The 20,407-nt window shown below is 41.4% G+C and carries 17 protein-coding genes; 14 read left to right on the top strand and 3 right to left on the bottom strand.

Features of this window, described 5'->3' with window-relative positions; all coding sequences use genetic code 11:
- Positions 1-50: 50 nt before the first annotated feature.
- From Q9G97_RS12910 to Q9G97_RS12890, 5 genes are all read left to right on the top strand, one after another.
- Positions 51-941 (top strand): OmpA family protein, encoded by an 891-nt coding sequence (locus Q9G97_RS12910; protein ID WP_305899135.1) that lies wholly within the window; start codon positions 51-53, stop codon positions 939-941.
- A gap of 242 nt (positions 942-1,183) precedes the next feature.
- The gene (locus Q9G97_RS12905) at positions 1,184-2,206 is read left to right on the top strand and encodes a DUF1852 domain-containing protein (RefSeq protein ID WP_305900342.1); all 1,023 of its coding nucleotides are present in this window, start codon (positions 1,184-1,186) and stop codon (positions 2,204-2,206) included.
- A gap of 54 nt (positions 2,207-2,260) precedes the next feature.
- On the top strand, positions 2,261-3,310 hold the full coding sequence (locus Q9G97_RS12900; RefSeq protein WP_305899134.1) for a methionine synthase: 1,050 nt from the start codon (positions 2,261-2,263) through the stop codon (positions 3,308-3,310).
- 44 nt (positions 3,311-3,354) lie between these two features.
- Positions 3,355-3,846 carry a flavin reductase gene (locus tag Q9G97_RS12895; RefSeq protein ID WP_305900341.1) on the top strand — a complete coding sequence of 164 codons (492 nt, stop codon included), beginning with the start codon at positions 3,355-3,357 and terminating at the stop codon, positions 3,844-3,846.
- A 94-nt stretch (positions 3,847-3,940) separates the two neighbouring features.
- Positions 3,941-4,774 (top strand): sulfite exporter TauE/SafE family protein, encoded by an 834-nt coding sequence (locus tag Q9G97_RS12890; RefSeq protein ID WP_305899133.1) that lies wholly within the window; start codon positions 3,941-3,943, stop codon positions 4,772-4,774.
- A gap of 55 nt (positions 4,775-4,829) precedes the next feature.
- On the opposite strand, the gene Q9G97_RS12885 is transcribed toward Q9G97_RS12890, so the two are convergent.
- Positions 4,830-5,555, bottom strand: coding sequence for a GntR family transcriptional regulator (locus tag Q9G97_RS12885; protein ID WP_305899132.1), 726 nt, complete (start codon positions 5,553-5,555; stop codon positions 4,830-4,832).
- A 343-nt stretch (positions 5,556-5,898) separates the two neighbouring features.
- On the opposite strand from Q9G97_RS12885, the gene Q9G97_RS12880 reads away from it, so the two are divergent.
- The 8 genes from Q9G97_RS12880 to Q9G97_RS12845 all read left to right on the top strand — a co-directional run bounded on the left by Q9G97_RS12880 (position 5,899) and on the right by Q9G97_RS12845 (position 16,031).
- Positions 5,899-7,188 (top strand): SLC13 family permease, encoded by a 1,290-nt coding sequence (locus Q9G97_RS12880; protein WP_201570552.1) that lies wholly within the window; start codon positions 5,899-5,901, stop codon positions 7,186-7,188.
- A gap of 511 nt (positions 7,189-7,699) precedes the next feature.
- Complete coding sequence (locus Q9G97_RS12875; RefSeq protein WP_305899131.1) at positions 7,700-8,719, top strand: tripartite tricarboxylate transporter substrate binding protein; 1,020 nt, start codon at positions 7,700-7,702, stop codon at positions 8,717-8,719.
- 116 nt (positions 8,720-8,835) lie between these two features.
- A complete protein-coding gene (locus Q9G97_RS12870; RefSeq protein ID WP_305899130.1) occupies positions 8,836-9,291 on the top strand; it encodes a tripartite tricarboxylate transporter TctB family protein in 456 nt (151 codons plus the stop codon).
- A 5-nt stretch (positions 9,292-9,296) separates the two neighbouring features.
- A complete protein-coding gene (locus Q9G97_RS12865; protein WP_201570549.1) occupies positions 9,297-10,802 on the top strand; it encodes a tripartite tricarboxylate transporter permease in 1,506 nt (501 codons plus the stop codon).
- Between the two features lie 210 nt (positions 10,803-11,012).
- Complete coding sequence (locus Q9G97_RS12860) at positions 11,013-11,789, top strand: sulfite exporter TauE/SafE family protein (RefSeq protein WP_305899129.1); 777 nt, start codon at positions 11,013-11,015, stop codon at positions 11,787-11,789.
- 232 nt (positions 11,790-12,021) lie between these two features.
- Positions 12,022-12,549, top strand: coding sequence for a LysR family substrate-binding domain-containing protein (locus tag Q9G97_RS12855; protein WP_201570548.1), 528 nt, complete (start codon positions 12,022-12,024; stop codon positions 12,547-12,549).
- A gap of 394 nt (positions 12,550-12,943) precedes the next feature.
- Positions 12,944-14,296 (top strand): 8-oxoguanine deaminase, encoded by a 1,353-nt coding sequence (locus Q9G97_RS12850; protein WP_305899128.1) that lies wholly within the window; start codon positions 12,944-12,946, stop codon positions 14,294-14,296.
- 343 nt (positions 14,297-14,639) lie between these two features.
- Positions 14,640-16,031: a uracil-xanthine permease family protein gene (locus tag Q9G97_RS12845; protein WP_201570545.1), complete on the top strand. Its 1,392-nt coding sequence runs from the start codon at positions 14,640-14,642 to the stop codon at positions 16,029-16,031.
- A 433-nt stretch (positions 16,032-16,464) separates the two neighbouring features.
- Here the strand turns inward: Q9G97_RS12845 and truC are convergent, their stop codons facing one another.
- Complete coding sequence (truC, locus tag Q9G97_RS12840) at positions 16,465-17,232, bottom strand: tRNA pseudouridine(65) synthase TruC (protein WP_305899127.1); 768 nt, start codon at positions 17,230-17,232, stop codon at positions 16,465-16,467.
- 362 nt (positions 17,233-17,594) lie between these two features.
- Between truC and Q9G97_RS12835 the strand changes: the two genes are divergently transcribed.
- Complete coding sequence (locus tag Q9G97_RS12835) at positions 17,595-18,224, top strand: tryptophan-rich sensory protein (protein WP_305899126.1); 630 nt, start codon at positions 17,595-17,597, stop codon at positions 18,222-18,224.
- A 103-nt stretch (positions 18,225-18,327) separates the two neighbouring features.
- On the opposite strand, the gene glmS is transcribed toward Q9G97_RS12835, so the two are convergent.
- On the bottom strand, positions 18,328-20,172 hold the full coding sequence (glmS, locus tag Q9G97_RS12830) for a glutamine--fructose-6-phosphate transaminase (isomerizing) (protein ID WP_305899125.1): 1,845 nt from the start codon (positions 20,170-20,172) through the stop codon (positions 18,328-18,330).
- Positions 20,173-20,407 lie beyond the last annotated feature (235 nt).

Below are 20,407 nucleotides of genomic sequence, written 5' to 3'. Positions count from 1 at the left end.
CAAGGTGCAAGTCCCTCCTAACCATTTGATCAATTTTAAAAGGAAGTCACATGAAGAATCACATAAGTAAAGTTGCGGGCATTAGCGCACTGAGTTTAGCATTACTGGGCATGAGCGGCTGTCTAGGTACCACCCATCTAAGCAATGGCATCACCGATCAAGGACAAGTGCAGATGCAAGACATCGTCTTTCCAGATCTAGACAAAGCTTGGCAGGATCAAGGCCAGTTTCCTAATAGAGAGAACTTATCAAAGATGCGTCCTGGTGTTGGTAAAGATGATGTCTATCAGCTGCTTGGTCGTCCCCATTTTAGCGAAGGGCAGTATGCCCGCGAATGGGACTATATTATGAAATTCTATATGCCAGATAACTCAGTCAAAATCTGCCAATACAAAATAATCTTTGATAAGCAGTTTAAGGGTCAAGAGTTCTATTGGAGTCCTGCTGATTGTCCGCCGCCAGTGGCAGAGCCGCAAGTGGTGACACAAACCATCATCCAGCAGATGCCTGCTCCTGCCCCAGTTGCAGTTCCAGCTCCGCCAGCGCCTATCAAAGAGCGGATTAACTTAGGCGCTGATGCGCTGTTTAGATTTGATAAGTCAGATACCCAAGATATGCTGGATCAAGGTCGCCGAGAGCTTGACGAGTTGGCTTCAAAGCTCAGACAGTATCAAGACATGGGCGATAGCAGAATCATTGTGACCGGTCATACCGATCGCAAAGGGGATGACGCCTATAACATGAACTTATCAATAAAACGTGCGCAAACGGTACGTAGCTATCTGATCAATCAAGGCGTGAATGCCAATACCATTATTGCAACAGGGGCAGGTGAGACTCAGCCTGTCCAGCAGTGTTCAACCACACTACCTCGCCAACAAGAGATTGACTGCTTGCAGCCAAACCGCCGTGTCACGCTTGATGTGACAGTTATTCAATAAAACACTACTAACCTATTTTTACCAAAAGCTGCTAATTATTGATTGGCAGCTTTTTTGTTGCTCGCGATAAAGACTGCTCATGCTCTAGCTCTCTTAATGGGTCAAGTGCATACATGAATATTATTCAACTTAAATTCAATTTAAGTCGTTTTTATTCATGTTATAGTTCGGGTATGATTCTCTCATAAAGAAATTTGGTCTATCTAAAATAATTAAAGTTGAGAGTCACTATGAGTAACCAATTGAGTAATAAGTTTAGTTGTTCCATCAAGCGTATCCGTTTTGATGAGAGTTATAGTCCTGCAGACAGTACACGTCTGACTACGAACTTTGCCAATCTAGCACGTGGCGAGCATCGTCAAGAGAACCTAAGCAAAACCTTAAGAATGATCAATAACCGTTTTAATGCCTTGGCACATTCTGACAATCCTAGCGCCGACCGTTATTCTGTCGAGGTTGATATTATTTCAGCCAATATGGATATCGAAGGCAAGGGTAATGCATTTCCTATCATTGAGATGCTGCAAACCACGATTGTCGATCACAAAGATAACACCCGTATTAACGGTATGATCGGCAATAGCTTCTCCTCTTACGTGCGTGATTATGATTTTAGCGTCGTACTTTTAGATCACTTCGATAAGAACCCAGGATCTCCGCCACCAGAGAGTTTTGGTGATCTGCATGGCAAATTGTTTCAATATCTTTTGCAGTCAGAGGCCTACCAAGCCAACTTTACCAAAAATCCTGTAATTTGCCTGAGTGTATCAACCAGCAAAACTTATCATCGCACAGCCAATCAGCATCCGGTATTAGGGGTAGAATACAGACAGGATGGCTCATCTTCAAACAAAGGGTCATTAACGGATGATTATTTTGCCAAGATGGGCTTAAGCGTGCGCTATTTCATGCCTGCTGGAAGCGCCGCGCCTTTAGCGTTTTATTTCACTGGTGACTTGTTAAGCGATTATACTGACCTTGAGCTAATCAGCGCCATTGCGACGATGGAGACGTTCCAAAAGATCTATCGTCCTGAGATTTATAATGCCAACTCGACAGCCGCGCAAGTGTATCAACCGAGCTTAAAGTATCAAGATTACTCGCTGACGCAAATAGTATATGACCGCGAAGAGCGTAGCCAAATGGCGGTAACGCAAGGTAAGTTCACCGAAGAAGAGTTTATTAAGCCGTATCAAGGTATTCTTGAGCAATGGGCAGCAAACTATGAAACTCAAAAACCTGTCGTGAAAAAACGCGCTGCTTAATGGACTAAAAATCTGTTTAAATATAAACCATTAAAATATAAAAGATAAATAAATATGACCACAACATCATCACCAAAACAAATATTATTACCGACCTCAACCGCTGGCAGCTTACCCAAACCATCTTGGCTGGCAGAACCTGAGAAAATTTGGTCTCCTTGGGCCTTGGAAGGTGAGCAGTTAATTGATGCCAAGCAAGATGCGCTACGGGTATCCTTGCAAGAGCAAATTCATGCAGGGATCGATATTGTCAGTGATGGCGAGCAGACCCGTCAGCATTTTGTCACTACCTTTATTGAACATCTGGATGGCGTCGATTTTGAGCAGCGTGAGACGGTCAAAATCCGTGATCGTTATGATGCCAGTGTGCCAACCGTGGTGGGTGCGGTAAGCCGTACCAAGCCTGTCTTCGTTGACGATGCCAAGTTTTTACGCGCACAAACCGATCAGCCGATTAAATGGGCATTGCCTGGCCCAATGACCATGATTGATACGCTATATGACAGTCATTATAAAAGCCGTGAAAAATTGGCGTGGGAATTTGCTAAAATCCTTAATGACGAGGCACGCGAATTAGAGGCGGCTGGTGTGGATATTATCCAATTTGATGAGCCCGCCTTTAACGTGTTCTTCGATGATGTTAACGACTGGGGTGTGGCTACTTTAGAGCGCGCTATCGAAGGTCTAAAGTGCGAGACGGCAGTGCATATCTGTTACGGCTATGGTATCGAAGCCAATAATAATTGGAAGAAAACGCTAGGCTCAGAATGGCGTCAATATGAAAAAGCGTTTCCGAAGCTGCAACAGTCAAGCATCGATATTATCTCGCTTGAGTGTCAAAACTCGCACGTGCCGATGGATCTAATCGAACTGATTCGCGGCAAAAAAGTGATGATTGGTGCTATCGATGTAGCGACTAATACTATCGAAACTCCTGAAGAAGTCGCCAATACGCTACTTAAGGCCCTGCAATTTGTCGATGCGGACAAGCTCTATCCTTCGACCAACTGCGGTATGGCACCTTTGTCACGTGAAGTTGCTCGCGGCAAGCTTGCAGCATTAAGTGCAGGCGCAGCCATTGTTCGTAATGAATTGACGGCTTAAACGCAATCTAAAAATAAGTAATAGTCAAAATTAAGAGGCATATGATGATTGAAGCAAGCGACTTTAAAAATGCTATGGCTCTGTTAACAACAGCGGTCAATGTAATCACCACAAGAGGTCACTCTGGTGCTCATGGCTTTACTGCGTCTGCGGTGTGTAGCGTCACTGATACGCCGCCAACTCTGCTGGTCTGTATGAATCAAGCTGCCCGCTCACACGCTCATTTTGTCGATAATGAGACGTTAAGTGTCAATGTATTAGGCGCGCAGCATGAATACCTATCTAACGCCTTTGCCTCTAGATTGAGTTCAAAAGAGCGCTTTGAGCAAGGTTCTTGGACGGAGCTGGTAACAGGTTCGCCTGTCTTGGAAGATGCTTTGGTGAGCTTTGACTGTGAGATTGAGGATATTCAGCAAGTGGGTAGCCACAGTATTTTTATGTGCCGAGTAGTGGCTATCAAACAAAGTCAGCAAGAAGAAAGTTTGGTTTATTTTAATCGCGCTTACCATCAACTGGCTCAAGTAGAGATTGCTTAGATTCGCCATCTAGCTTTTATTTAGCTAAAATAGCACTTTAGCCAATTTTAACTCTTTATTCCTAAAATTAATCCAACTTAAAAGCAGTCATCCCGTGGAAATACTCATTTTTTTAATCATAGGTGCTCTAGCAGGTTTTGCTGCAGGGCTTTTTGGCGTGGGCGGTGGCACTATCATCGTACCCTTGTTATTTATCGTCTTTACGCAAATGGACTATCCTGCTGATAATGTCATGCATCTGGCTCTAGGGACATCGCTTGCGACCATTATTATCACCTCTATCAGCTCGCTCATGGCGCACAATAAAAAAGGCGCGGTCATGTGGCCTGTCTTTAAAAACCTAGCACCAGGTTTAGCGCTCGGCTGCTTTTTTGGGGCAGGGGTTGCAGGGCAGATATCAGGGCTATATCTTCAGCTCATTGTTGGGGTGTTTTTACTTTGGGTCGCCTATAAAATGTTTATGGGTGGCAAAAAGCAGGTGGATAGCAATGCTACTAATGCTAGTGGAACCAGTAATGCCAATACAGATCTGCCGTCAAAACCTAAGCAATTAGCGGCAGGTGGGGTGATTGGTATCGCTTCTGCCATCTTTGGTATCGGCGGCGGCAGCTTAACGGTGCCTTATCTCACTCGTTATGGTGTAGTCATGCAAAAAGCGGTTGGCACCTCAGCAGCGTGTGGTTTGCCTATTGCCATTGCTGGCGCACTTGGCTTTATGATTTTCGGATTGCAAGAAGATGTAAACGTACCTAATACTATTGGCTTTGTGCATATTTATGCCTTTTTAGGCATTGCTAGTATGAGCTTTTTTACCGCTAAAGTAGGTGCAAAAGTCGCTCATATCTTATCGCCAGAGCTATTAAAGAAATGTTTTTCGGTATTGTTATTCGTGGTGGGGCTGTATTTTCTTTATAAAGGGTTGGTTTGAGATTAGATTATAACAATCCAAGATAGATATTCTTTGACTATGACCATCGATGTCACTAAATAATATTAATCTCATAACTGAACTTCTCTGCTAGTCCATATGACTCTCTATACTCGATAGGGTCACCTTCTAAATTTTTGGCAATGCGGCACACTTTGACTAAGTTTTCTTGCTTGCTATTGCCTAAATAAGAATCGCTGTGATCGGTTATAAAAAACAGTGTCTCTACAGCAGACGACACAAACTGACCGCACTTTGTATAATAAAATGGATAAAGAAGATTTTCAAAATCCTCGGAATCTAAAGTTATAAAGGCTTGATAGCGATTCTTAGGCAGCCAGATTCTTTCACTCAATAAGACTCTATCTTCAACCATACGCACACGTTCCATGTAGATTAGAGCTTGGTTTTTACTTATATTCAGCTTTTTATTAATATCATCAATACCGGCTATTACCATAGTTTTTTTGACTATGCCTTTCGGCGTGACATAGCTAGCGTCTTTATCACGGAACTTAAAAAATCTTAATAATGAACTTTCAAAGTTTGGGCGCTTTAGAAAAGTGCCTTTGCCTTGTTGCTTTATTAAGACCCCATCTTCTACTAATTTCTCAACAGCTTTACGTACGGTTCCCACAGATACCTCATACTTATCTGCAAACTCCTGTTCCGTAGGCAAAGGTGTGTTTTCATCCCATTTACTCTCTGTCAATAAAGACTGTATGTGCCATCGCACTTGCTCATAGCGTGGCATTTTAAACTCTTTGAAATTATTTAACATTTTTTTCCACCGTAATAAAAAGTTTCTTATTAATTTTTTAGTCTCGTCAAGCGCTGTTATTGTTCTAAAAGGAGGTGTATGTCTAATCAGGCTAGCTTAAGCCTGGAGTAAATTTTATAAGTGTCACTGCACTGTTAAAACTGAGCGATATATTAGCGGTCAATTTTATCTAAATAATGTGACCTTTTTTGCTATCATTCTACTCAACTAAATACACTTTTGAAGCTCGTATAGATTTTCTAATCTGGAAAGCTATTGGTTGATATCATCGTAATGCTCTTTACTCTGTAAAAACTGATATAGTTTGTTACAGACTTCATATAGTTAAAGTCAAGGGGCAGTCGTGACGCTTTATATTATAGCCGCTATAGTAATATGTATCATTTTGGGCTATACCACCAAAATCAATATTGGTCTATTTGCGATCGCATTTTCATACCTTATCGGTTGTTTTGGTATGGGACTGAAAGCGTATGAGATTATTGAGCTATGGCCCCTCAAAATTTTCTTTGTTATTTTTGCGGTTACTCTTTTCTATAACTTTCCTTTAGCTAACGGCGCTTTAGAGAAGCTATCTAATCATTTAATCTATAAGTGTCGTCACTTCCCCGAATTATTACCTTTAGTTATTTTCTTTGTTGCTACGATTATTGCAGGCTTAGGAGCTGGTTATTATACCGTTCTAGCCACTATGGCACCTATGATCCTACTGTTGTCTAAACGCACTAACTTAAATCTTGTTATTGCAACCTTGTCAGTGAATTACGGTGCCTTAGCTGGTGCTAACTTTATAACCTCACAGAGCGGTGTTATTTTTAGGGAACTAATGCGCGGCGCAGGCGTAGCAAATGATAATACTTTTACTTATGTCTTAAGCATCTTCGCTGCTACTTTTATAATGCCTATAATTCTGTTAGGTATTTATAGCTTTATCACTGCCAAAAATAGCAAAATCGCGATTCAAACGATAGTTCCAGAACCTTTTGATCCTAAACAAAAACAATCTATTATGCTGATTTTTATCATGATGGCCATTGTGCTTGTTGTACCTATTGCAAACCTACTTATGCCGCAGGTAGCTGAGATTCAGTTTTTGAATGATCGAATTGATATTGGTTTTATTGCTATTATTTTTGCTTTAATTAGTTTGTTTCTAAAGCTAGGTGACGAAAAAGCAGTGATTGCACTAATACCTTGGAATACGCTTATTATGATTTGTGGCGTTGGTATGTTAATTAGTTTAGGAGTAGAAATAGGGGTTATTTACGAGCTAACAGAATGGCTAAGTACTAACGTTCCTATTTGGATGATACCGTTTCTAGTCTTCGTTATCAGCGCTATTATGTCGGTATTTGCTAGTACACTCGGCGTAGTTGCCCCTACTTTATTTCCTATGGTACTGCCTCTCGCCGTTGCCTCCGGACTAAACCCTTTATTGCTATTTACCTGTATTGTGGTGGGAGCGCAAAGCTCATCACTTTCCCCTTTCTCATCAGGAGGTAGTCTAATGCTAGGCGCTTCTCAAGTTGTTATAAGCAAAGACAAGCTTTTCAATGCGCTATTATTCAAGGCGGTGCCTTTAGATATTGGCGTTGGAATACTAGCAATTTTAGTTATTCAGTTAATATTCTAACTGCTTATAAGTAAAGTATGTCTTAGTCTCTTTGAATTATTTATATCTGCTTATCTTATTTTAACCACAATATTTTGACCACAATAGATCGGTTCCTCATAATAAATGCATAACTTCTTATAATGTTATTGTAGTCTCTTAGTGATGCTAATATCAATGTGATGCTTAGTACGACTCAATAATCTCTTCTATCAAAAACTAAGTATCCTGTTGTTTTAATTGATAAAAATATTCATTCAGAAATACTAATTTAATATCTTTATCTTTTTTATTAGAGCAGTAAGAGGTAATGAATCAGTCTTTGAGCAAGTATACTACTATAAGATTCATATATACATACATATGTTTCTTGTTATTTTTTAAATAGTCTGTTACTTTTGCACAGTGACAAAAAAACATATTCTGATGAAGTGTAGTAACTTCATTAATCTGATCGTAATTTTGACAATTTGTTATTCTGATTAGAATCCTATTAAATTTTTACTGTAAAAATACACACAAGGAGTGTCGTGTGAAAAAACTTTCCTATTTGGCTCTTGGTCTATCTATCCTATCTCTGACAGCCTGTGACAATGCTAATAAAACTGCTAGCGTAGGCGCAGATGAGTTTGCAGGTCCTTCACGTCCAGAATGTATTGCCCCAGCAAAACCAGGTGGCGGCTTTGACTTGACTTGTAAACTTGCTCAAGCTGGCCTAAGAGATACCGGTTTATTAGAAGATCCGATGCGAGTCACTTATATGCCAGGCGGTGTGGGTGCTGTTGCTTATAACAAAATCGTTGCTAACGATCGCGCTAATAACGATGCAATCATTGCCTTCTCTACTGGCTCTATCCTAAATTTATCGCAAGGAAAATTTGGGAAATTTACTGAAAAAGATGTGAAATGGCTAGCAGCTGTTGGTACTGATTATGGTGCTATCGCTGTCAATGCCGAGTCACCTATCAAAGATTTGGCGGGATTGATCGCTGAACTTAAGTCAAATCCAAAAGCAATTAGTTTTGCGGCTGGTGGTAGTGTTGGTGGTCAAGACTGGATGCAGACGGCGATTTTAGCCAAGGCAGTTGGTGTTAACCCTAGTGACATGACTTATGTTGCAATGGAAGGTGGCGGCGAAGCAATTACAGCGGTAATGGGTAACCATGTTACTGTCGTGAGCGCTGGTATCGCTGAGATCATGCCACAAGCTACTGCTGGCAAATTACGTGTATTGGCTGTATTCGCAGATGAAAGACTGGGCGGCACTATGGCCGATATTCCTACTGCTGTAGAGCAAGGCTATGACGTTACTTGGCCTGTCATGCGTGGTTATTACATGGGTCCAGATGTCAGTCCTGCCGCTTATGACTGGTGGAAAGCAAGCTTTGATAACATGCTTGCGGATCCAAAATTCGCTGAATTACGCGAGCAGCAAGAGCTACTCCCATTCTCTATGACTGGTGATGAGCTAGAAGCATACGTTTATAAACGTACAGATGAGCTACGTGAATTGTCTGCTGAGTACGGTCTTGTTGATGCTGCAGCTAAGTAGCATTACTCAGATCATATCCCCTTAATGATTGAATACTGATTTTTATAGTATTTATCGAAGGTTGACAGATGAGACATCTATCAACCTTCTTATTTTGGAATTTAAGGAATACTTCTATGACAATGGAACGTGCATTTTCTGGATTAATGGGGCTATTTAGCTTATTTTTGGTCTATTTAGCTATTGGTTACGTTGCTCCCATTGCCTATGATCCTATCGGCCCTAGACCCTATCCTATTTTGATTTTCTCCCTTATGGCGCTTTTGACTTTGGTCATTGCCTTTCGTCCAGCGCGATTTACAAAAGTCATCGATTTAGGCTATAACAATGTCGTGCTTAGAAATCTTGTGTTGTGTGTCAGCGCATTATTGATTTATAGCTTAGTTTTTGAGCCTTTAGGTTTTGTTGTTGCTACGACACTGATGTGTTTTGCAGTTGGTTTATTGTTTGCCGGCAATCCTATTAAAAGCCTTATCTTTTCAGTTGTGATCAGTATCGCCCTGTATGTCTTATTTGACATAGCTTTGGATGTGATTCTGCCACTTGGAATATTATCAGGAATTATGGGATAGCTATTATGGAAACTTTTGACTTTTTAATGCAAGGTTTTGGCGTAGCGATGTTGCCCAAAAACTTACTTATTGCGCTTATCGGTGCTTTTATTGGTACTGTTGTGGGTATGTTGCCTGGCCTTGGCCCTATTAATGGTGTGGCAATTCTATTACCTTTTGCCTTTGCCCTTGGTCTGCCACCAGAGAGTGCGCTTATCTTACTAGCAGCTGTTTATCTTGGTTGCGAATATGGCGGTCGTATTTCTGCCATTCTACTTAACGTGCCGGGATCTGCCGCGGCGGTTATGACCTCATTAGATGGTAACCCGCTAGCGATTCAGGGCAAAGCAGGCATCGCCTTATCCATCTCTGCGGTCGCCTCGTTTGTTGGTTCTACGATTGCGACTATTGGTGTGGTCTTATTCGCGCCTCTATTGGCCAAATGGGCGGTGTCTTTTGGACCTGCTGAATACTTCGTATTGATGGTATTCGCGATTTGCTGCTTGAGTGGTTTGGTTGGTGATCAACCTATCAAGACAGCAGTGTCAGCATTGATCGGTTTGGGTCTGGCTACTGTTGGTGTCGATGCAGTCACAGGTATTTATCGCTATACCTTTGATTCAGTCAATTTGTCTGATGGTATTCAGTTCACAACGATCGTTATTGGCTTTTTCAGTGTCAGTGAAATCTTGATTTTGCTCGAAAGAACCAGTACTGGTGGGAAAGTAATAGCGCAAGGTAAGCGTAGCTTGTTCAACCTAAAAGAGTTTCTCTTTACCATTGGCGCTATGGTTCGTAGTGGCATAATGGGCTTCTTCGTTGGTATTTTGCCGGGTGCAGGCGCGACTATCGCGAGTGCTATGACCTACGCTAGTGAGCGCAAAATTGCTGGAGACACTGGCAAATTTGGTGAAGGTGATCTTCGTGGTTTAGCCTCTCCAGAGGCAGCTAACAACGCATCAGCCTGTGGTTCGTTCGTACCAATGTTGACCTTGGGTGTTCCTGGTTCTGGTACGACAGCAGTCATGATGGGTGCGTTGACTTTGTATAATATTACACCAGGTCCACAGCTATTTACTGAGCAGCCAGATATCGTTTGGGGTCTTATTGCCTCGCTATTTATTTGTAACGTTATCTTGTTAGTTATGAATATTCCTTTGGTCGGTGTATTTTCTAAGCTACTTAATGTACCAAACTATATCTTGATACCATCAATTGCTGCTATCAGTTTCGTTGGTGTTTACTCTATCAACAGCACGACTTTTGATATGGTATTCATGGTAGCACTTGGGATATTTGGTTATTTCTTACGTAAGTTACATTTCCCTCTATCAGCCCTTATTCTAGGTTATGTACTAGGAGAGCTAATGGAATCTAACCTCAGACGTGCCTTGTCTATTTCCCAAGGTGAGATGTCTATTCTATGGAGTAGCCCAATCACCGTGTCACTATGGGGTTTGGTAGTTGTCATGATATTCATGCCAATTATTCGCAAAATGTATCGTAAGCGCTTTAAGAAAGCTATTAGATAAATCCTAACTGCTTTATTCTTAAAAAAGATTTCTTACGGCGGTTGTACTCTGGGTATGACCGCCGTTTTTTTAGCAGCTCGTTAAGACTTATATTTCTGACAATACTTTGACGCTCTGACAAGAATAAAGGCTACTAGGATGAGATATCTAATTCATTACGAAAAATGAGTTAATCATTATCAATTAATATCATTTATGGAATAGGATTTTATGATGATACCTATTTTAGATTTATTACAATCCATCCCAATGTGGCATTTAGCAGGTTTTTTTATCGCTGGGATGATAGCTTTTATTATCTCAACTATCTCAGGTGGTGGTGGTGCTATTTTACTAATACCATTCACTTCTTGGATGGTAGGAGCCGCGATTGCGCCACCTGTCATCAACGTAGCTACTTTTATCAGCAACACTTCAAGAATGTACCTATTTTGGAGTGATATTGATTGGTCATTAACTAAGTACTATGTACCAAGTGCTATTATCGGAGCATGGTTAGCGGCATTGGTTTTTAGTCGTTTAGATGCTGGCTGGATTCAACTACTGGTTGGCGCGTTTTTGGTGTCCACTATTTTCCAATATAAGTTCGGTAAAGTCGCTAAAACGTTTGATATGCCGAAAGTAGGATTTATTCCTTTAGGCTTTGTCATTGCTTTTATGAGCACCTTAGTCGGTGGTCTTGGTCCGATACTCAATCCTTTTTATATGAATGCTGGACTAGAAAAAGAAAACCTTATTGCCACCAAAACAGCTAATTCATTTTTTGTAGGTATTGTACAAATTGGTAGTTATACCTTTTTTGGCGTACTCACTGCTAAAATTTGGCTATATGGCCTAGTATTAGGACTAGGTGCTGTCGTAGGCAATATCATTGGCAAACGCTTTTTGGCGGGTATAAGCATCAGTCAGTTTAGAGTCATGCTGCTCATACTTATGGTGGTTAGTGGTCTGATAATGATATTAAGAAACATAGACGTGTTGTTTTAAAAACTCTCAATTAGATGCTGTATTCGCCCACGATAATATTAGGATTGGTTACTTTTTCTTTTAAAGTCTGCTGACCACTTTAAGGCCAGTATTTCGACTCTATTAATAATATTTTTTAAGATGAACCCTAAATTTCAGCACTCTCTACCCAAATAAACGCTTCCAAGACGTTTATCCATTGATCATCTAATCCTACTTTTAGCAACAAGGGCTCGCCAGTAACGGGATGAAGGTGACCGAACAAATAGAAGCGTTCAACAATGACCGTATCAACATTGGTTTTTCAAGGCCATTGTTGAGTGCTATTGCTGATGACTTTGTCAGCCATAATGTTTATATCGATCAGCTTGTTGCTATTGTGAACCAGAGCCATACGCTGGCGAGTCAGAAAACTATTGATTTGACGCAGTTAAAGGAAGAGAAGTTTATTATTTTTAATCGTGATGAAGCTCTTGGTCTATTTGATGAAACCATCATGATATGTAGACAGGCAGGTTTTTCGCCCAATATCGTCAGCCAACCCAAACACGTGCAAACATTAGTGACCGAAGTGGCAGCAGGATTAGGCGTAGCGATAGCTCCGTATTGTGTTCGAAAGCTATATAGCGAAGGCTGTCACTTTATAGCTTTAAACAATGTAAATAAGCAAATCCCGGTACAAATTCAATTTAAAAAAAATGAGGTTAGCGCAACAGTAAGCGCATTCGTAGATATTGCTTTTAGCGCCAAAAATGATATTCAAAGCAGCATGACCATCTGAACATTGTTAACAAATTTCAAAAAAATACTAATGGCGAGAGTAAAATTAAAGATAGATATATCCTGTTGAAAAAAGGGAGCGTAAGCTAAATTTTTATGCCAAGGCTGTGGATAGAGAATAATCTACCTAAACCACTTTATGATACGAGGTATATCGATTTTATATCGAACTAGATATAGCAATGCACAGCAAAACTTATTTAATAATTGACAACGCAGTTATTTTTTGCCAATATATTTATGAACAATGATTTGGAGGCGATCATTAAATAGCCGTGATTTTAAATCAACTACTCTTCACACCTTTCCGGTTTGTGTGCCAGTAGCTCCTACATCCGGGTTTAAGCGATTAAGACTTTTTTAATCTTTCCTAAACCTGATGACTAGGAGTCACTATGCAGGTTAAATCTCAAAAAATTTGGATCAAAAATCCCCTCGACTGTTTAGACCCAGCTTATGCGGGTGGCATTGTTATTCAAGATGATGTTATTGTTGAATTAATCAGTGCTGGCGAACAACCTTTGCAAGTGGTTGACGAAGTAGTCGATGCCCATGAACACGTTCTTATACCCGGCTTAATCAATAGCCACCATCACTTTTATCAGACCTTAACCCGTGCTTTTCCTGCCGCGTTGAACAAAAATCTCTTTCCTTGGTTACAAAGCCTCTATCCCGTTTGGGCGAGACTAACCCCTGAAATGATAGCAACATCTACCCAAATAGCGCTTTGCGAACTACTACTCTCTGGTTGTACTACAGCCAGTGATCATCATTATTTATTTCCTAATGGTTTAGAGCATGCTATTGATATTCAAGTAGAACAGGCAACCAAACTAGGTATTCGTGTTTACCTTACCCGTGGCTCAATGAGCTTAGGTGAAGATCAGGGCGGCTTACCTCCCAGAACCACCATTCAAACAGATCACGAAATCTTAGAGGATAGCCAACGATTGATTAAAGCCTATCATCAACATGAAGATGGCGCGATGACCCGCATAGCACTAGCCCCATGCTCACCATTTTCGGTTAGTGAAGAGCTAATGCGAGCAACGGCTGATTTAGCTCAAGATCTTGATGTTCGCTTGCACACCCATTTGGCCGAAACCCATGATGAAACAGACTTTTGTATAAAGATGTTTGGTGTGCGCCCTGTGGACTATCTTGAGCGCGTTGGTTGGCTAAATAATCGTACGTGGCTTGCACACGGTATTCATTTTAATGATGAAGAAATAGTACGGTTAGGGGCAGCTAACGTAGGGATTGCTCATTGCCCTTCATCAAACATGATATTAGCGTCAGGGCAGTGTCCTACCATTGCACTACAAGAGGCAGGTTGCCCTGTCGGTCTTGGTGTTGATGGCTCAGCATCAAATGACGGTTCGAATATGATTGGTGAAGTTCGTCAAGCTTTACTGTTACAACGTTTACGCTATGGCGCTAAAGAGATTACTCATCAAAAGGCGTTTGATTGGGCCACTAAAGGCTCAGCAGGATGTTTAGGACGTGATGATATTGGGGAGATAGCAGTAGGTAAACAAGCCGATATAGCGCTATTTAAACTTGATGAAATACGCTTTGCAGGTGCAGGATCTCCTGTTGCAGCACTATTACTTTGTGGCGCAACTAAAGCAGATAAGGTAATGGTTGCCGGTAAATGGCGTGTGTTAGAAGGTCAAGTGGTTGATGTTGACATTAATCAATTAATGGCAAAACAAATTACGCTAGCGGCGAATTTGGCACATGCTTAGAAATATGTGAATGTAAATTATATAAACACAATTAGGACGTGTTAAACATTCACCAATAGACACTGTTGATAGCTGCTGCTCTGTAAAAGCTGGGTTCAGACTAGGCAAAAATTGATTCTAATGCTAATGATAATTCTAATGCCTTGGCTAGATTTGCAGCACACTGCTTATAAATAGCTGGGGGCCAGTTTTAGCATCAGCTTCGAGGACGAAATAAGTAAAGGATTACTTTACCTGTTCTCAAGACAGGATTTTTTGCTGCTTCATTGACAAAAATAGTCGCTATCAGTGCCATGATTGAATGTTCAATATGCCTTATTAAATATATTTAATAGAGGTTTCTATGAACGCACCACGAAGAAAATCTGAATTGTTATACGGTCTTCATGATCGTCCTTCTCCACAAAAAGCTTTTTTTGCTGCTTTGCAACATATATTGGCCAGCTTTATTGGCATTATTACCCCTGCTTTAGTTATTGGCGGTACATTAGGATTAGGAAGTGAGTTACCTTATTTAATCTCAATGGCATTAGTAGTCTCCGGTGTTGGTACTTTTATACAAGCTAAACGCATTGGTCCTATAGGCTCTGGTCTACTCTGTGTACAAGGAACAAGCTTCGCCTTTTTAAGTGCTATTTTAGCTGCGGGTTTTATTGTGAAAAACCGGGGTGGTACTCCAGAAGATATTTTAGCGATGATTTTTGGCGTTGCTTTCTTTGCTTCTTTCGTTGAAATAATTTTAAGTCGTTTTATCCATAAACTAAAAAATGTAATAACACCTGTGACCACTGGCATAGTTATTACTACCATTGGTTTATCGTTACTTGAAGTAGGAATGACAGATATCGCTGGTGGTTTTGGTAATGAAGAATTTGGTGCCGCAAAGTTTGTGATTGTCGGCGCGGTGACATTAGTTGCCGTTATTTTCATGAATCGCTTTAATAATCCAATATTACGCCTTTCTGGTATTATGATCGGTATGGTAATTGGCTATATTACTGCCTACTTTATGGGAATGGTTACCTTTGCAATTCCTGATACAGCACTAATATCTGTTCCTATGCCCTTTAAATATGGTTTTAACTTTGACTTAGCGGCATTTATTCCCATAGCTATTATCTCAGTAGTAACTGCTATTGAGACCACAGGTGATTTAACGGCAAACTCTGTCGTTTCGAATGAGCCTACACAAGGGCCTGTATACGTTGATCGCATTAGAAGTGGTGTATTAAGTGATGGGGTTAATTCTTGTATAGCCGCTATCTTCGGCAGTTTTCCAATGTCGACTTTTAGTCAAAATAATGGGGTTATTCAGTTAACGGGTGTGGCAAGTCGCTATGTTGCCTTTTATGTTGCGGGTTTACTTGTTTTGCTTGGGTTATTTCCGATTATTGGTGCCGTATTACAAACCATACCAAAACCAGTTTTAGGAGGAGCAACCTTAGTGATATTTGGTACGGTTGCTGCCGCAGGTATTCGTATTTTAGCGACTGCTGAGTTAGACCGTCGTGACTTACTCATTATGGCTGTCTCTTTTGGTTTAGGGCTCGGTGTGGTTGCAGTGCCTGAAATAACTAATTCATTTCCACCATTAATGAAAAGTATTTTTAGCTCATCTGTTACTGTTGCCGGTATTTCTGCTATTTTGATGAGCTTGATTATGCCTAAGGAAAAGAATAATGACGTTGAGCAAGAAGAGCTATCAGGAGAGAATCCAGAGATCAACGTGGCTTAGTGATTGCCTTAAAGCCGATCATTAAATTATTGTGGTCTATCATCAACTAATAATACACCTTTCCGATATGTGTATTATTAGTTTCAATAGCCAAAACATCAGGCTGCGGCTCAGTATGATACTTAAAGCGCTCGACTGAAATATTAGGTTTTTAAGTTAATTAGTCGCTAGCAAATAGCCTTTCATTTTGTGCGACTATGTCCGCTCAACCCGCAGCATCATATATACCCAATGAGCATATTTTAATTTAACCCGAAACTCAGGATGCATACAGTTGCGACTGCGCTCATAGCCAATTAAGTGGATACCTGTCTCAAGCGTACTGATCACGAATAGAATATATAGGGTAAGCACACTATGAAGTACACTGTGATCATTCCAATAAATTAAAACACTGATACCATTAACCTACAGCCTAATATTCGAGTCCTCACTAGAGACTTGAAACTTCAACACTCTCTGCCCAATCAAACTCCTCTAAAACACGCATCCATTGATCGTCCAATCCTGCTTTTAGCAACAATGGCTCGCCAGTGACGGGATGACTAAGTGCTAAAGTCTGGGCATGTAGCAACATGCGTGAGCAATCATATTGACTACGAAAAAACCGATTGTGCCGTCCGTCACCATGGCTAGTATCACCCACTATATGATGAAATAAATGTCTCATGTGCCGACGCAGTTGATGCTTACGTCCTGTCTCGGGTGTTAAGCGCACTAGACTATAACGGCTGGTCTCATGCTTCTTTGACACCGCAAAGGGCAACTCAATTTGGGCTAGACTCTGCCAATGGGTTACCGCCTCTTGAGCGGGTTTATCCAAGTCGGCAAACTTATCGGCGATAGCATCAGGCTTAAAGCTCAACGCATAGTCGACGACTCCTTGCTCTGGCATATAGCCGCGCACCACAGCTAAATATTGCTTAGTCACTTTGTGCTCAGTAAAGGCCTCGTTAAGGCTACGCGCCACGGCTGAGCTCTTAGCAAAGAGCAACACGCCTGATGTCGGCTTATCTAACCTATGTACTGGAAAGACATGGCAACCTACCGCATCACGGGTAAGCTGCATGGCAAAGCGCGTCTCGCCTGTATCCAGCCAACTGCGATGCACCAATAGACCAGCCTCTTTATTAATCGCTACCAAAAATTCATCTTCATAGATAATGTCTATTGGGCTTGCGATGTCGCTCTCAATTTCCATATGTTCAGTGCCTATATTTTAAATGTTATTATTTTAGATACTAATGCTTCAAATTCTATAATTATATAGCCGCTATCTTTTATAACTATGCTTTTATTACACTTATAGTGACTTTTATTTATAAAGTTCACTATAATTTTAGATAAGGTTGTAAAGATAACCATATAAAGGGAATCGTAAATAATGAATGAGTTAAATTCCAAACGGTCGACTGTGTGGACGGTTATAAATTTACTGGTTTTTTTCGCCACTTTAGGCGTCAATTATCTAGGCGCATCTGGATTTTTTAATGGTATGGGACAGGCTGCGGTGTCAAAGAAATACCAGACACTACTGATGCCTAATAATTTTGCGTTCTCGATTTGGGGCGTCATTTATACGCTTGCTTTGCAACGCTCGTCACTCTTTTTATAAAGAGCAAAGATCCTGCCGTTGCTAGGCTCATTGGATTGATATCCGCGCCATTCGTGGTCAGTAGCTTATTTAACATGGCATGGATCGTGGCTTTTTCTTACGAAAGAGTAGGGCTGTCAACGCTCTTTATAATCGGTATGTTAGCCTCGTTAGTGGCTATTGTGCATAGAATCTACAACGGACGAGACGAGTTCCCGTCTACTTTAGCAGGCATAGCTTTTAGCCTTTACGCGTCTTGGGTGTTTGTTGCCACTATCTTGAATACAGCTATCTTATCTATTCAACAAGGATGGCAAGGGTTTGGTATTCCAGGCTCAGTTTGGACGATTATCGTATTATTACTGATAGTTGCTCTGGTAGTAGGCTATGTGCTGCGCTATCGAAATGCGGCCTTTCCTATCGCAGTGGCATGGGCATATTTTGGTATTTATAGCGCCTACGCGAATGGTTTAGTTGCTCCCTCATTAGCCTCGATAATTCAGCTAGTCTTACTGCTTGGCATCGCTGTATTTATAACGTTAACGGGTTATACTTTTTATAAAAATCGCTATGCTATCTTCCCGCCTTCTGAAGTATGATAACTTTTTGTTGGTTACACAGTCTATGTTTCCCAATAAAAAATCCCCACTACTATCAAGACAGTAGCGGGGATTTTTTACACTCAGTTTTTACGCTTCAAACCTACTCAACCGTAACACTCTTAGCTAGATTGCGTGGCTGGTCAACATCGGTACCACGCATGACTGCCACATGATAAGACAATAACTGTATTGGCACACTATAAACGATAGGCGCTAGAGTCTCACAGACATCAGGTACATAGACCACATGTAATCGATCCTCAGCGACCATTTTGCTGGCTTCACTAGCGAATACAAACAGCTCACCGTGGCGCGCGTGCACCTCTTGCATATTGGCTTTGAGCTTATCGAACATACTGTCTTTTGGCGCGAGTACGACGATAGGCATGTCTTTATCAACGAGTGCCAGCGGCCCATGTTTTAGCTCGCCTGCCGCATAGCCTTCAGCGTGAATATAGGAGATTTCTTTTAGCTTAAGTGCACCTTCTAAGGCGATTGGGAACTGAAGACCGCGCCCTAAAAATAGGCAGCTTTTCTTATCTTCAAAGTTTTCGCTCATGATTTGAATATCGCCGTCTAGCTTGAGGCTAGCAAACAGCTGACCAGGGAGCTTGTGTAGCTCACTGAGTAAATCCGTTAGGCGTTCATTATCAATACGTGATTGAGTAGCGCCAATCTTCAATACTAACAGCATTAAAGCGGCAAGCTGGGTGGTAAAGGCCTTGGTAGAGGCAACACCAATCTCAGGGCCTGCTAGCGTTGGTAGATAGATGTCTGTTTCGCGCACTAGCGACGAGGTTGGCACGTTACATAAGGCTAAACTGACTAAACCTGTAGGGTTCTGTTTTTGCGTATCGCGTAGCGCGGATAAAGTATCAGCAGTTTCACCTGATTGGGAGATACAGATAACCAGCGAGTTGTCGACGACGACTGGATTGCGGTAGCGAAATTCACTAGCAACTTCGACTGAGCAGGGTAGGCGAGTCAAGTTCTCAAACCAGTATTTAGCGACCATACCCGCATGATAGCTAGTGCCACAAGCAATCACTTGTATGTTACGAATGCCAGCAAGCTGTGGCTCATGGCGCTGTAAGAAGTCGCTACGTAAGGTAGGAGTATCGGCATTATCTACTGCCATCTCAATAGTACGGGCGACTGCATCAGGCTGCTCGTAAATCTCTTTAAGCATATAATGCTTGAACTCGCCTTTATCTGCATTATGTTGCTGCGCATCAATCTCATTGATTTTGCGACTCACCTCAATGCCATCAGCAAAGATCTGAATGCTATTACGAGTTAACTTGGCGATATCACCTTCTTCTAAGTAAATGAAGCGGTTGGTCACAGGCAATAGTGCCAGCTGATCTGAGGCGATAAAGTTCTCACCAATACCCACGCCAATAACTAGCGGTGAGCCTAAGCGTACGGTTATCAGCTCATCAGGATTATCGACATGGACGATTCCTAAAGCAAATGCACCGTGCAATAGTGGAATAACGGCACGTACCGCCTCTAATAAATCAGGGCTTTGGCTGTATAGATCATTGATTAAATGGGCGACCACTTCGGTATCGGTTTGTGAGGTGAACTCATAGCCTTTGGCGATTAGCTCTTCTTTGAGCTCAGCATAGTTCTCAACGATACCATTATGCACAACGGCGATTTTGCCGGATACGTGCGGATGAGCATTACGCTGTGCAGGCTCGCCATGAGTCGCCCAGCGCGTATGAGCAATACCAATATGACCATCAAAAAACTCAGGATTGACAGCGACCGCATCGACTAGCGCTTGTACTTTGCCGACTTGGCGTTCGCGATGTAGCGCGCCATCACGAATCACGGTGAGACCCGCAGAATCGTACCCTCGATACTCTAAGCGCTTAAGACCTTCAAGCAAGATATTAGCGATATTACGCTCAGCAACTGCGCCTACGATTCCACACATAATAAGTCCTTAAATTAAATTTATTTTGTTATTTATAAATAAGTAGTGATATTAGGGTCTGTTGAACATTCGACCGTGGCACTGACAGTGACTATTTTTTAGGCGATTCTAGATTAAAAATATCTAGTTTAGTCACTCTAAGCGGATCTTTTTAATGACGAATCGGCAAAAAAGAGTCCTGTCCTTGCAGGCTGATGCTAAAATCGCCCTATTCGTTGTAAAAATCTAGCCAAGG

The organism is Psychrobacter sp. M13 (assembly GCF_030718935.1).
GTDB classification, from domain to species: Bacteria; Pseudomonadota; Gammaproteobacteria; order Pseudomonadales; family Moraxellaceae; genus Psychrobacter; species Psychrobacter immobilis_G.
This window is presented reverse-complemented; position numbering and strand designations above follow the sequence as displayed.